This window comes from Scytonema hofmannii PCC 7110, assembly GCF_000346485.2.
Lineage (GTDB): Bacteria > Cyanobacteriota > Cyanobacteriia > Cyanobacteriales > Nostocaceae > Scytonema > Scytonema hofmannii.
The window spans coordinates 11,081,102-11,095,600 of record NZ_KQ976354.1; the positions used below are offsets into that span (position 1 = coordinate 11,081,102).

General features: G+C 47.5%; 9 protein-coding genes and 1 pseudogene. All 10 read right to left on the reverse strand.

Features of this window, described 5'->3' with window-relative positions:
• Positions 1-3 precede the first annotated feature (3 nt).
• Entirely contained in the window at positions 4-1,143 is a 1,140-nt protein-coding gene (locus tag WA1_RS46645; protein WP_017744949.1) for a hypothetical protein, read from the reverse strand.
• A complete protein-coding gene (locus WA1_RS46650) occupies positions 1,140-2,342 on the reverse strand; it encodes a hypothetical protein (RefSeq protein ID WP_017744950.1) in 1,203 nt (400 codons plus the stop codon). Before WA1_RS46650 ends, WA1_RS46645 begins: the two co-directional genes overlap by 4 nt.
• A gap of 2 nt (positions 2,343-2,344) precedes the next feature.
• Positions 2,345-3,529, reverse strand: coding sequence for a hypothetical protein (locus WA1_RS46655; protein WP_017744951.1), 1,185 nt, complete (start codon positions 3,527-3,529; stop codon positions 2,345-2,347).
• Positions 3,519-3,704: pseudogene (locus WA1_RS61025) on the reverse strand (LbetaH domain-containing protein); the annotation flags it as partial. The gene WA1_RS46655 and the pseudogene WA1_RS61025, both read right to left, overlap by 11 nt.
• 421 nt (positions 3,705-4,125) lie before the next feature.
• Positions 4,126-4,539, reverse strand: a complete 414-nt coding sequence (locus tag WA1_RS46665; RefSeq protein WP_158516783.1) for an acyltransferase — start codon at positions 4,537-4,539, stop codon at positions 4,126-4,128.
• A 174-nt stretch (positions 4,540-4,713) separates the two neighbouring features.
• On the reverse strand, positions 4,714-6,525 hold the full coding sequence (locus WA1_RS46670; protein WP_017744954.1) for an ABC transporter ATP-binding protein: 1,812 nt from the start codon (positions 6,523-6,525) through the stop codon (positions 4,714-4,716).
• Positions 6,522-8,333, reverse strand: coding sequence for an ABC transporter ATP-binding protein (locus WA1_RS46675; protein ID WP_148663060.1), 1,812 nt, complete (start codon positions 8,331-8,333; stop codon positions 6,522-6,524). The genes WA1_RS46670 and WA1_RS46675 overlap by 4 nt, the downstream gene beginning before the upstream one ends.
• A 141-nt stretch (positions 8,334-8,474) precedes the next feature.
• On the reverse strand, positions 8,475-9,041 hold the full coding sequence (locus WA1_RS46680) for a hypothetical protein (RefSeq protein WP_020480620.1): 567 nt from the start codon (positions 9,039-9,041) through the stop codon (positions 8,475-8,477).
• 37 nt (positions 9,042-9,078) lie between these two features.
• On the reverse strand, positions 9,079-11,142 hold the full coding sequence (locus WA1_RS46685; RefSeq protein ID WP_020480621.1) for a glycosyltransferase: 2,064 nt from the start codon (positions 11,140-11,142) through the stop codon (positions 9,079-9,081).
• 212 nt (positions 11,143-11,354) lie between these two features.
• Positions 11,355-13,739, reverse strand: a complete 2,385-nt coding sequence (locus tag WA1_RS46690) for an NACHT domain-containing protein (protein WP_017744956.1) — start codon at positions 13,737-13,739, stop codon at positions 11,355-11,357.
• Positions 13,740-14,499 lie beyond the last annotated feature (760 nt).

The following is a 14,499-nucleotide window of genomic DNA, read 5'->3' on the forward strand; positions in this document are numbered from 1 at the left end:
TGATTAATTCATGGCTGCTTCTAGCAGCGAGGACAGAACTTTATCTGAGTTAAAATATTCTTCTGCTAACTGCCGTGCTGCATACTGATGTCTTTCATAGTCAGCGTTGATAGCTTCTGTACCTTTTAATGCCTCCTTTTGGTCGCAAAAGGTTAAAATCCCTTCTCCTACTGGCAGCCAATCGCTTAAGCCTGTATCTTGAACTAGAACGGGCTTGCCAGAGGCTAGATAACAGACGCTGCGATCGCTAAACCAACCGCCCTTTGTAGCAACATAACCCTGCTTTGCGACTCCAAACTCAGCACGGGATTCTTGAACGAATGTCTGGTAAGAGTCTGGTGTAAAGGACGCAATCCATCCGGGGAGGACTTCCCAACTGTACTGGGATAGCTCATTAGGAAAGCCGCCACTCAGCGCAATCCGAAACCGTTGTTTTGTCAGTTGCGGTATATCAATGAACTTGAGAAATTCTTTATCCTTGTTACCGTAGGTGACTCCCTCGTAGACCACCTCCCGATAACTGTGCCACTGCATAATAGAACTGAAGTGGGTGGAGCTATCGTTTTCAGTCACTGGCCAGTAAGACAATGCTACTGGAGGTAATGTCAAGAGCCAATGCTTGCCGATTGTGGGGATAAGACAATCTGTAGCACCAATGCGCTGCCCAATGGTGAAGAGGCGATCGCAACGTTCGATGGTGTTGATTAATTCCCCATGACCGCAAGCAATGTTAATCTGAGTAAAACCGGGATCTGCATCAATATAAATGCGGCGCTTTGGTAACTCATATTCCTCTCTCCAGAGAGAAATTGGTGAGCCACGGACAATCATCAAATCAGCCTGAGAACAGACATCCCGAAATGCGTCAACCTCCATCCCAACTGAGCGATCGCCAGCCCGGTAAATCCATTGGTTTTCAAAACCAAGCGGTTCCAGACAGTTTCTGACATAATTGGTGGGATAGTCCAATTCCGTTGTGAGTTGCTCGCTCTCCCAGTCGTAAACCCACGACTCCGGTCCACATTCTTCCAAATAAAAAACATTATGCCCAAGCGATCGCAAACCCAAAAGGTATTGTAGGTCAGACCAGGCATTGCCTCCTATAGGAAAACGACCGATAGCACTCGCGAAAATGACGTTCATCTTACCTCAACCCTCCTTAACTCGTTTCGAGCATGGTTTGCTGTCTCTAATAGTCGAGGTAGCACCACTTTGTAACTAAAGGTTTGTTCGGCTATTTCCCTTGCTGCCAAGCAATGCGCCGGATAATCCGCATTGACGCGATCTATGCAATCTACTGCTTCTTTTAAGGAGGAAAAAGCCAGCACGCCGCGACCCGTCTGTAACCAGTCACTAAATCCGGTATCTTGTAAGATGACCGGGCGACCCGCAGCGAGATAGCAAACGCTGCGATCGCTAAACCAACCGCTGCCAGTTTTGACATAAGCTTGTTTGGCAACGCTAAATTCTCCGCGAGAGCCAGTAATGTAGGTGATATAAGTTGATAGGTGAGCGCTAATTTCCCTGGCATCTCGAACTAACCAGCCTGCTGTTTGTAAAGACTTCGCAATCTCTGCTATTTCTTTATCCTTGCCCGAAAGAGCGAGTTCGAGTGGCTGCGTACAGTAGCTTGGAAGTTCCAGCAGGCGCATGAATTCCTCATCTTTCTGTCCGTAACTTTCGCCTTCGTATATAATTTTACCATAGGCACTCCAGTTGGCAATGGTAGTAAATGGTGCGATTGCCTGCTCTTCGCTACCCTGTCCTGGAATAAGTACCGGGCTTCTCCAGATTTCCGGCACAACAGGCGGTACAGTAGGGAGCCATGTTATACCATCACTCGGAATACCGCAATTGCTTTGTCCAATATTAGCACCATAACTAAAGTAGGCGTGATAGTCATTGCGACCCTCTGCGGCGAATGTCCCAGTTTGAGTAAAGAATGGGTCCATATCGATCAATAATCGGCGCTTACACAGAAGAAATTCAGGTAACCAGCAAACTCCACCGATATTCATTAGCAAATCCGCTGTCTTGAGCATTCGCTCTACCTCTTGCCAATCCGCACCATAGACGGTTCCCGTGTCCCGATTCACATAGCACACAGTGGCATTCGCGACATATGTGTTTATAAATGTTTGCACTGCGTGAAGACCAACGAGTGGATCGTCACTGTAATCGCGGTTTATCGGGTTATAGCAGGACTGCGACCAACCGCTTTCTTCCAGGTATAGGACTTCATGTCCTAGGAGATGTAGCCCTAACACATAGTGGAAGTAGGCGAAAAGATTACCAGCCAAGGGATGTCGGATCATATATCCGCAAACAACAATGCGTGCCATACTTAAAACCCCGCTCGCTCCATAAGACTGCCAATCACCTTCTCTGCAGCAAAGTACTCCGAGGCAATTTCGCGAGCTGCTTGGCAATTGCCTTTGTAGTCGCTTTCAATGGCGTCGAGTGCTGTGAGAATATCCTCCATAGTGTTAAAGGCAAAAAGTCCTTTACCTGTTGGCAGATATTTGCTAAATCCTGTTTCCTGAGTAATTACAGGACGACCAGCAGCTAGATAGCAAGCAGAGCGATCGCTAAACCAACCACTTAAGAGGCGCGTATATTGCTCCTTTGCTACCGTGAACTCCCCGCGCGATCGCTGGATATAAGTGCAATAATTATTCATATCTTGAGAAAGTTCCACCGCATCCACCTGGCTCCAACCATGCTGCTGAAGCAGGCATCGCACGTTCTCTCTTTCATCCTCACTCACATTCGTAGCCATCTCAAATTGCAACGGACGCGCTTTGGGAAGATCGAGAAATTTTTCTAATTCACGCGCCTTGCGCCAGTAGTAAGTTTTGCCCTGATAAGTAATGTCCTTTCCCTTGTTATTCCAAGTGGCGATGGTGTTGTAAGCAATTCCTGGTGGGGGATTTGACGTTTCCCACAAATCCAACATAATGGGTTGACGGGTAGGTAACCACTGAAAGTGCCCGACAGGAACACCACAGTCTGGTGCTCCCAGATTTTCCCCAAAACTGAAATGGGTATCGTGGGCGGACAGATGAGCAATGAGTTTTTTGTCGTCCTGAGCGACCCGAATCTGAGAGGCCACCGGATCGGATTCCACATAGATGCGGCGGTGGCAAGCCAAATGCTCGTCGCGGATTTCCTGGTCACCCGTTACGTTCAAGAAGGCGTCTGCTTCCTTATATAATTGCAAAATTTGAGATTCAGTCATGCCATAACATTCACCCCCCAGATAGTCGCGAAATGCCCAGCGATCCTTAAAGCCATACGCCTCTAAAATGGGGACAATGTGCTGGATATTCTCAGTAGCATCTGGAGAAAGGTCGTTGATGCGGGGATTGTAAATCCAACGCCAGGAATCTTCTATATAATAAGCGTCATACCCCAGGCGACGAAGCCCCAGCAAGTAGTGGAGGAACTGGTAAGTCACTCCTGCCAAGGGATACCAAAATAGAATACCAAAAACTATAATTTTCCCCTTACTGGGGCGTTCATGCTTCACGGTCAACACCTCCTGCATCTAACTGACGAATGATACGGGCAGGATTGCCAGCCACAATGGTATATGGAGGGACATCCTGAGTGACAACAGACCGTGCTCCGACGATCGCCCCCTCTCCGATAGTGACGCCCGGTAGTACGCAGGCATCAAAACCGATCCAAACGTTACACCCGATGAAGATCGGTTGCGCTGGTACCGTTGCATCAATGTGTCGGGGCGAACGAAATGGCAGAAGTTCTAGTTCGCGCTGCCGCTCTGTTGGGTCAAACGGTAGCCGATAGGTGTCCATGAGAACAACATTCCAAGAGATGAGGGCATAATCGCCGATCTCGATCTGAGAATCACAAATAATCCTGGCACCGTGGACAAGCGCATAGTTGCCCAAGCTGACTCGCCCACGCGGACCAACATCAAACATCGTTCCCAGATAGGTGGAAGCGCCGCGACCGTATTTGACCCCCATTGGTGCTTCGCTGCGGTATAAGTGAAAACTAAAGGTAGTCTCAACGTAGGCAGTTTCATCAAGAATGACGTTTTCCGGAATTGTTCCTGGATACCAATCCCAGGAGAGAGTGCGCGTAGAAACCATATCGCCGTTAGACCTCCCCAATAATCTGCGCCGGGTTACCCATAACTCGGCTGCGTGGCGGTACATCTCGGCTCACCATTGCACCCGCCTCCACGAGAGCACCCGCTCCAATATGGACTCCCTTTAAGATTGTGGCGTTCGGTCCGATCCAGACGCCATCCTCAATAACCACGGGTCGCTTGACGATTTCCGGTCGCGGTAAGGTTTTTCCCAGAGGTGAGCACGCTATTGCGTCAGCAATGCGCTCAGCAGGTGCGATGGGATGAAAGTCTGTATCAGTCAGTGTTGCGTTCCATCCAATCACAACGTAGCTGCCAATGCGAAGTTCTAACTCGCACAGGAGAACAGCATTTGTGAAGTAGCAGTAGTCGCCAATCTCGACCTGTCCCTTCTCACCAATATCGAAGTGGACGCCGTCCATGGTGCAGTTATCGCCGATTATGAGTCCCCGTTCTCTGTGGCTATGGAATCGCTTGAACGCGAGATTGCCCATCACAATTGTATTTGAACCAATTTGGACATTCGCTGGGAAATCAGAAATGTTCTTGTAATCCGAGCGATGATTGGTTAAGTCATTCACCTTTGCTCTCCTCGTTTATGCTGATTCAGAATGAATTGTCACTCTGCTGGACTGGATTTGGTGCAGGCGATAGTACAGCCCACGAGCGTTGAGCAATGCTTGATGAGTTCCGCTTTCCACAACTCGTCCTTGTTCCAACACCACGATCCGGTCTGCTCTTTGCACTGTCGAGAGGCGATGGGCAATAATAAATGTAGTTCGTCCTGCCATCAGTCGTTCTAATGCCTCTAGCAGCAGAAACTCGGTTTGAGCATCTAGGGCAGAGGTGGGTTCATCCAGAATCAGTACTGGAGCATCCTTGAGCAGAGCACGAGCGATCGCTAACCGTTGCTTCTCTCCCCCTGAAAGGGTAGCACCGCGCTCGCCAATGACCGTGTCATAACCTTGGGGTAATCGTTGAATAAAGTTGTCCGCATTCGCAGCTTGGGCGGCGGCGACAATTGCTTCGCGGCTAGCACTGGATCTGCCATAAGCAATGTTCTCAGCGATGGTTAGCGGCAGCAAAAATGGCTCCTGTAGAACTAGCGAAATCTGAGAGCGCAGACTTTTCAGTTGTACGCTGCGGATATCTACCCCATCAAAGAGGACTCGTCCGGACCAGGGATCGAAAAAACGAGGAATGAGGGAAACCAAGGTACTCTTACCAACTCCTGTCTCTCCTATCAACGCTATGGTTTCTCCAGGCTGTGCCTCAAAGGAAACGTCCTGGAGTACGGGTCTCCCTTGCTCGTAGCCGAAGGTGACTCCCTCTAGGCATACGTATCCCCTCGCTCTACCTGGTTGTGAGCGCAGAGGGCTGGCACCAGTAACCTCCTGCACCTCATCCTTGGTGTCCAACACCTGTAGCACTCTCATAGCACTAGCTGCAGCTGCAGCAAAACCGGATGACATATAAGCCAGAGTCTCCATGGGCATATACAGGGAAGTGAGATAAGAAAGGAAGATCAGTAAAGAACCAATTGAGAGCGATCCATCCAGAACCTGGAAGCCTCCTACTAGCATGATGATTGCTGTTCCCACTGCAGTTACCCCACTCACCCCTACTTTGAATTGCATCTGGGCAAGAATAGCATGTAAATAAGCTTGAAGTGCTTGGCGAGATAGGTAGCAAAAGCGCTCATCTTCATGTGCTTCGCGACCAAATGCTTGAATAATCGGTAGTGCTGTTAAGGTCTGCTCGCTAAGCGCCATAATCTCGCCTTCAAATTGTTGATGCTGATAGGTACGCTCAATCATGGGCTGGTTAAAAACCCAAATGAGTAACACAATCGGGGGAGCAACAAGCAACGAGATCAGTGAAAGTAGGCGATTGATTTGCCACATCACGGCGAACATGGCTACCAGGCTCACTAGGGAAGTGACTACAGGCAGAAAAACTCCCATCGCCAGATTCCGAATGCAGATGCTGTCAGTCATAACTCGCCGGACGAGGTCTCCAGCCCGGTTTTGGTTATGAAACCTCAGGGAAAGATGCTGCAGGCGATCGAACAGTGCCGCTCCCAAGTCATAACTCATTTGACTTCCTACGCCTGCTCCCACATAGTCCTGGAGCAGACGAACTCCCTCACTAGTCAAAAATAGCACAATTGTAGAACCGGCTAACCAACCGAGCAACTGAATGTCTGATTCAGCACCACTGAAGGTTTTGAACCAAACAATGGTATGTGGGAGGGATTGGTTACCCAGGACGGAATCAACGATCAGCTTCAAAGGCCAGGGCTTGAGCACATTCAGCCCTACATTCATGAGCATGAGCAGCAGCACAAACACAAGTCCGCGCCAACGAAGCAGGGCGTAGCGTACCAGTCGCAGCCACCACTGTTTCATAAGACGACCTCCTGCTGCGGATCGGTAAACTGTAAGGAGTGCAAATGCTTGTAGATACCAGAGGTGGCAAGCAACTCTTGGTGCGTTCCCGTTTCTACAACCTTCCCCTGCTCGAGCACTACGATCCGATCTGCCCGGAGAATAGTCGAGAGCCGATGGGCAATAATGAAAACTGTCCGCCCTTGCATCAAGCGCTCTAAAGCTTCTAGCAACAGTGCTTCAGTTTGGGCATCCAGAGCGGAAGTCGGTTCATCAAGAATCAGTACCGGCGCATCCAGTAGCAATGCCCGTGCGATCGCCAGCCTCTGTTTCTGCCCTCCGGACAAGATTGCTCCTCTTTCACTCAGAATAGTGTCATATCCCTGAGGTAGCTGACGGATGAAGTCGTCTGCTTTAGCCGCTTTGGCTGCGGCTACAATCTCCTCCTGGCTTGCTCCAGGACGCCCGTAGGCAATATTTTGTGCTACCGAGAGCGGCAGGAGAAACGGCTCCTGTAGCACTAGGGCTATTTGCGATCGCAGGCTTTTTAGTTCTATGCTTCGAACATCTGCCCCATCGAAGATGACTCTTCCCTGCCAAGGGTCAAAAAAGCGGGGAATTAGGGAGACCAAAGTACTCTTACCAGCACCCGTCGCACCGACCAGAGCAATGGTTTCTCCCGGTTGAGCTTCCAGTGTAATATCTTGGAGGACGGGATAGCCAGGATTGTAACCAAAGGTAACTCCCTCCAGGCATATATGTCCCCGCGCTCCTGTAGGACGAACAGGCAATGGTTTAGCTCCAGGAGCATCATGTACCCCATCTTTAGCATCCAAAACCTCTAGCACTCTATCTATATTGGCTTCCACAGACTTAAGGCTCCCGTAGATCCCAAACAGACCCCTAAATGCTCCTTGTATCGGCTGTAGATATGCCAGGAAGACGAGCAAGCTGCCAACACTCATGACCCCTAATAACACCTGCTGCCCGCCCACATAAAGGATAACTGCATTACAAATTGTTGCCACAGCACCATTTGCAAGACCGTAAGCACTCTTGAGCAGGGTTTCGCGTTGGGCGATCGCAACTCCATCTGCCGCTAGGTGCTGAAACAGTTTAGTATTGTAACTCTCCCGTACATATGCCTGAATCATTGGGATTGCTGTCAGTGTTTGGTGGACAAAACTAGTGAGGCGAGATTGCACTTCGCGGTTGAGCTTTGTCCGGCGCTTGATGCGGGAACCAAACATGAGGGCGGAAGCAGCCATGATTGGCGCAACCAAGAGCGAAAGCAGCGTCAGTAAAGGATTTAGATTCCAGGCGACGATGCTAATAGTTCCTAGCGTCAGCAGGTGCTGTATGGGTGAAATCAGCACGGCACCGATTAAGGTGTAAATGCAATAAGAATCACCTGTCAAACGGCTTAGGGAATCGCCAACGGTGCGCTGGCTATGGAACAGGAGTGAAAGGCGTTGAAGACGATAGAACAAGCTCTGGGCTAGTTCGTAGACCATACCTTGCCCAGCAGCGCTCCAAGCCCAGCTAAGACCCGTGTCAAGTGTAGCGTTCAGGGCATATAGCCCAAGGCTACAAAGAGCAGCGACAACGACTAGCAGTGGCGGCGTAAGGGACAAGTTGAAGTTTCCAAAGAGTGAGTTAACTGGCAGGGGGATAGCTGCTTGACCGAGGGCATAATCCACCAGAATTTTTATTGGCCAGGGTTGAAGGGTTGCAGTGGCTGAAGTGCCAGCCACCAGACCAAGGATTACTATTAAGGTGCGCCATTGGCGCAGTGGATACCGGAGCAAGCGCCCGTATCGGTGTATCATCGCTTTAATCCCTTGCCTCATCTACGGATTCACCTCCCGTTTAACAATTCACTCACTAGATCCTCACAGGCGAGTGCCCACAACGAGTTAATGAAAATTTCTTACCACCTACTCCCTACTCCCTATTCCCCACTCCCTTAGTTATGAATGTAATATTGCACTTGGGGTCATAGCTTGAGCATCGGTGGTGTGTATCGGCAGCAGGTGCATTTTTTTGGTTACAATCAAGAGCACCTGATAGATAATACGCCCCAAACCAAAGTTCTGATATAATATAACGGCGGCGTTGAGCACACCTGCTATAACTGCAACTGTAGCTAATTCTGGCATTCCCAAAATAAGTGCCACAACTGTCAAAAGAGAATAGCCAGCCATAGCCATAGTGGCTAACTGTGACATCCTAAGCGCACATCGCATTCTTAGAAGTCTTTTATTTCCTCCATGATTTTCAGCACATACCTTAACTTCAACCTTTGACCAAATCCCCCAGTAAATTTCTAAATCCCAGCCGCTCCACCCGCGATCGACAGCGATGAAATACTTGTAGGGTATGAGAAAATCTATGACCTCTTGCAGCAACTTTTCCTTCTCCAGCCCCGCCTCTGTCCAATAGGATAAGCAAAAGGCGCGATCGCTCCAGGAGATATTTGGTCTATATGCTGGTCGATCAAAGTTGATTAACCCTACTTGAGTCAGTGTTTGAGCCATTTTTTTTAAAATTATTAAAAACTAGTTGACTTTTGATTTACAACTCATCAAACTGAATTTTCTCCACCTTAGTGAGTCTTCTGATACGCCATCGGTAGCGCTCTACACTGCGTACAAGAGGACCCAGGTAGATCAACAGAGCAACAAGCAGGCGTGCCCTCGCTCCTTGAAAACGAGGATCGATGCCTGCCTGTAGAGCACCTGCTACACACCAAATACAAGAAATAATGAACATTGCTGCACCCACCCACGGGCGATGGCCAGACAAAAGCCCAGACAAAAAGAGGATGGCAGCGGCTACATTCCACTCTAAGGTTAGGGGTAGAAAAGACATGAGGGAGGAAGGAGGCTCATACAAGGTTTGAAACAAACCGCGACCAAACACCCCAGAATAGATCACTGGTTGACCGAAACGGAGATAAGAAGATAGGTCTCCGTAGATCCTCCCCAGCCAGCTAGGTTGTCCCAGAAGATTAAAGCGGTAGGGATGCTTAAAATAAACGAGGGCCTCCGCCTTGCCATAACCTCGTTGCTGCTTAAGATACGCATCTACCGTGTTACGACGAAAATGCCACACTATTGCAGCTGGGCTGAAGCCAATTGTGTAGCCTTTGTCTTGCAGCCGCCAGCAGAGGTCAACATCGTCACCAGCAACACGAAACTGCGGGTCGAAGCCGCAAATTTCCTGTAGAACCTCCCGACGAAAAGCCATGTTGCAACCTGCAATATGTTCGGCAACTTCATCGCTTAAAAGTACGTGGGTAGGTACGCCCGGAGAGACAGCAACGCAAGCAGGGACAAGAGAGTCCTCAGGAGGAGATAAGTTTGGACCACCGACTGCGGCCAAACCAGAGGAGAGAAACTTTGCTACTACATAGGTGAGCCAGTCTGGATCTGCCATACAATCAGAATCGGTAAAGGCAACAATCTCGCCCGTTGCGGCGGCAATGCCGACATTGCGTGCTGCACTCAGTCCCTTGTTTTCCTGACTAATCAGACGTACATAGTCATAGCGTTGAGTAATCTCTAGAGTGCGGTCAGTCGAGCCATCATTGACTACAATGACCTCATAGTTGGGGTAGTTGAGATTCTTGAGAGAAGCTAGGCAACTATCCATAGTGCGCTCAGCATTGTAAGCGCATATAACCACTGAGACTTTAGGATACTCAGGTAACACTGGTGGCAGAGGCGCTGTGTAATACTGCTGCACCATGTCGAACGAAGGCTTTTTGTTACGTTCAGCATCAACCAAGCCAAAAGCCCAGTCTTGTACAGCATACCCGCCGGTAAACCACTCGTCAGTCCAGGAAAAAATTATCGTCCCGGCTGCTCCCATCTCAAAGCTTGATGACAACTTCTGGGAGAGGATTTCGGCTTGCGCTTGGGTTCCCTCACGGATCGAGTCAACACCAAACTCACTCAGCACCAGAGGTTTATCCCCCGCTAGATTATGGAGTCGGGATAGGTAGCGGCGAAAATCTTTTTCTTGATGCAGGTAGACGTTAAAGCATAAAAAATCGGTAAAGTCAATATTTAAATACTCGGTACAGGGGTAATTGGCATAGCTGACCAAAGCCTCTGGATCGCTGTCTTTTGCTACCGCCATTAACTCTTCGACAAAAGCACGAACCGGTTTTTGACCATGCCAACGCACAATATCCGCAGGAATCTCATTGCCCACCAAATAGGCAAAGGCAGCAGGATGGTTCCGGCAGGCTTCGACTCCAGTGGCAATGCAGTTCCGGATTTCTGCCTGAACTGTAGATGAGTCAAGAAAGGCGATATGCTGAGACCAGGGGATACCGATGAGCATCCTTAAACCGTAGGCACAAGCTAGATCCAAAAGCCAATTAGGTGGAACAGTATATATACGCAGACAGTTAACCCCCAACTGTGCCATCATGGCAAAGTCTTTTTCCACAACTGTTTTTTCTGGAAAAGGCTTACCGTGTGTGCCAGTGGAAAAGGGACCGTAGCTAACTCCTTTAAGAAAAAATTTTTGCTCTCCAATAAAGAAAAATTTGCCCTTGACTGTAACTGCTTCCCAACCTGCAAGCGTTGTAGGGCTACAGCCAGAAGATGACAAGGTCAGATTTTGCAAAATACCCCCTACAATTCACTGCAAATTCGTTAACTCCTGACGAGCTACTTCTACTCGCAACATACTCCGTATTATCCCCCCCAGGGGGAACTAACTGTATATGAAAGAACAGTGTGCCGTCAGCTTGTTTGCGATCGCGTCTTTGAAAATGTATGACTTAACGTATAAGTTTGGTTTGTTTTTGTCACCTCCACCCGGTACATCATACGTGGCTACCATAGCTTCACCACATTTCCTGTTGCTAAATATACATTATTTTCCACTGCATCACTTGATGTCCTCGTGATGGGCAACAACAACGTTTCCGAAATCTGCTCTCGCACTGTGGGAGTGATGTCACAAGCGACCTTGAGGCAATTCACCAGCAACTGGTTAGCAGCGTAGTACTGCTTAAGTAATTCCTTTTGCTTGTCGCTGAACTGCCATTGATGACGTATATTGCGACACCGAAGCATTAGAGACCTCAATTTCTCAATCCAAGTCTGACCGTTAGCGTTCCACCATTTCTTTAACCTTTCTCTGCTTTGATTTGGGGCTGGTAGTTGTTTTTTAAGTTGTTGCAGCGATTGCTCGAACTTACAGTCACAGAAAATATCTATGTCATAAGTCAGAGCAAAATTTAGGGCAAGGACTCGATCCAAAGTCGCGTCAGATGCCAGAGCAAGGCTGAGGGATAGCGCACGGTTAAGAGCCAGATCTACCTTCAAATCAGTGGCAAGATTACCAGCAAGCCTCGGATCGATGGCAACCGAGAGAGTCAGGTCACGGGCTATGCTTAGATCGCGAGGAAGAACCAGTGTCAGGTAAAAGGCACGAATAGCTGCTGTTTTGTAGGGAGCTTGTACGGAAAGGGACTTCTGATTGAGCCAGATGAGGAACTGCTGCAATTGCTCATCAGCGCCCACAAGGGCATCAATCTGTTGCTTGAGTAACTGGAGCAGGTCAGGGGCATTACCCAACATATCAGCTGTGAGTAAAAAAATTTTGCGCCAACGAGGTTCGGTCACGTGGCTGACCAACTCGATCAATTTTTCTTTTAATATCTCTGGTTCAAGTCTAGTAACAATGTTTCTAGCCGTTAAATACTCTTGAAACGTGAGATGTGAGAACGAGTAAATCCCCCGCGCCCGTTCCACCAGTAGTCCATGTGCTAAGAACGATTTCAGCACTGCCTCACTATTAAGTTGCAGTACCTCGGGCTCATCAGCTTGGACTGTCGGTAAGTTACGCAGATAGTCCGCGATGTATTGCCGGACATTGCTTTTTGTAAAAAAGTAACGTTCTTGCTTAAAGGTGATGGCGGCAATTTGACTCAGCAGTTTGAGCTTGTGGGGTACAGACAAATCAGGATAAATATTATCGCGTTTAATGCTCCTCACTCGATCCCAGCGATTGAGCAAAAGGTCCAATCCATGTTTGTAAAGTTCGACCTGTCTGGCAGGAAAGTCCGCTCGGTCTTGAAACACACAACAAAGCAGGTTGAGCAAAAGCGGTAACACACCTAGTTCTCGAATGTGCCAATTTTCCGATAACTGCAACTTTTGCATGAATTGACAAGCCAACGCTAGTGCTTGTTCGGTGCAATTCCTACTAAGACTGACAAACCATTTGTAGACAAAGGCTTCAATTTGGGAGGAATCAAAATCGGCAATCTCAATATCGGTGAATGAGTCAAACAGACACTGCTGGGTACCAATCCGACAGGTGATAATAAACTGATTTTTGTAATAGTCCTCAGACAATTTGCGAATTTTTTTCACTATTTCGGCGCTATCATCTTCTGGAATTTCATCCAAGCCATCTAGTAGAATCAACAGTTTGCCATGAGCGAGTAATGTTTGGATTTGCTGGTCGCCAATGCCGAAGTCAGCAAGCTCTTGATTGATATAGTTCAATAAACTAAAGTCCCCTGTTTCTCTTGTATGCTCAGCAAACTTTTGTAGTCGGATAAAAATCGGAATCCGGTCTCTTTGGAACTTGCCTTGATTACATTGCGTGGCGATATGTTGTAACAATGTGGTTTTACCAGACCCTGGTTTGCCTAGCACCATCAGTTTGGGATAGGTTGCCACTGCCTGCATCGCAGGAACTCGTTCCTGACAAACTTGATCCCAAGGGAAGCAGTGGAATTCTTCACAAAATAAGCCTTGTAATTCAAAGATATCTAACCATCTTTGACTTGTAATATTGTTCTGAATATTGACATCGACATAAATGTCTTCTAGCTCAATCGGTTGAGAAATATCTAACAACCGCATCGTGGCGCACTGGGCTTGAATTTTATCGCTTCTTTGCTTTCGCACCATTTCCACCAAAGCATCGACATCCTGGCAGTTGTCCCAATCGAGCTTTTTTTCCGTTGGTGCGCCTCCTGTCGGTAGCTCAGCAATCTCTTGCCAATCTAAACCAAGTTGAAAGCAAATCTCCATAAAGCTATGACGCTCAATCGGTCTGCCTGTAAAAAACTTCCAAATTGGCTGACGAGTTTCTAGTCCTACCTCACTAGCTAGATATTCTTGCGTCCATTCTCGGATTTGAAAAGCCCTTTTTGCTTTCTCGATTCCTACGGTAGATGCCTTTAGCGAACGTCGTGCCATAATCTAAACTGTGAACCTCTAGATATTATCAACTTAAGGCAGCATTGAATAAATTAAGTTTGTTATAAGCAAGAAATTAAACTACTAATTTTTCCCTAGCTTCTACCGTGAGATATATATCATGTTAAATGAGATTGAAGTGTTAAGTATAAAGAAGTCTTTGTAAACTATTGTTAAAACCCTCATCTTTCATTTTGTTATTGCGCTCTATTTAATCATAAATATATTGATCTGACAATTAATTGAGTTTTTGATATGTAAAAAATTTATCCACTTAAGTAGCAATAATAATTATTATCGTGCAATAAAGTTGCTCATCTTTAGCGGCAGCACAGTAGGAAAACTCTGAATAGTAGCCTAACTTTGTATAAAGAAGTCTTTGTAAACCATTGCCGAAACTCTTATCTTCCAGTTTGTTATTGCGATCAATTTAATCAAAAATATGTTTATCTTACAATTAAACTCCGTCAAGATTGAAAACTGGAAGGGGTTTAATTGAGTTGATGATATGTAAAAAAGTCATAAAATCAAAGGATTAATAATCAGGCTCATCCGGTAAAATTGCTCATCTTTAGCGGCAGAAAAGTGGGAAAAGTATGAATAGTAGGATGACTTTTAGTGAGTATCCAAATCTACTGATTTGGGCAGATCGCCTATTGCTAAAGGCAGTTAGGTTAATCTCTCTACCTTTGCATAAGGGCAATGCCTCCATCAAGCTGTTAAGAGTCTAGCCTGCTTTGGTGACTCGTTACTTTGGGAA

Bases quoted from the DNA above. Each gene is read 5' to 3' on its own strand.
- WA1_RS46650 (WP_017744950.1), bottom strand. From the start codon at position 2,342: ATGGCACGCATTGTTGTTTGCGGATATATGATCCGACATCCCTTGGCT.
- WA1_RS46680 (WP_020480620.1), bottom strand. From the start codon at position 9,041: ATGGCTCAAACACTGACTCAAGTAGGGTTAATCAACTTTGATCGACCA.
- WA1_RS46675 (WP_148663060.1), bottom strand. From the start codon at position 8,333: ATGATACACCGATACGGGCGCTTGCTCCGGTATCCACTGCGCCAATGG.
- WA1_RS46670 (WP_017744954.1), bottom strand. From the start codon at position 6,525: ATGAAACAGTGGTGGCTGCGACTGGTACGCTACGCCCTGCTTCGTTGG.
- WA1_RS46665 (WP_158516783.1), bottom strand. From the start codon at position 4,539: ATGGACGGCGTCCACTTCGATATTGGTGAGAAGGGACAGGTCGAGATT.
- WA1_RS46690 (WP_017744956.1), bottom strand. From the start codon at position 13,739: ATGGCACGACGTTCGCTAAAGGCATCTACCGTAGGAATCGAGAAAGCA.
- WA1_RS46645 (WP_017744949.1), bottom strand. From the start codon at position 1,143: ATGAACGTCATTTTCGCGAGTGCTATCGGTCGTTTTCCTATAGGAGGC.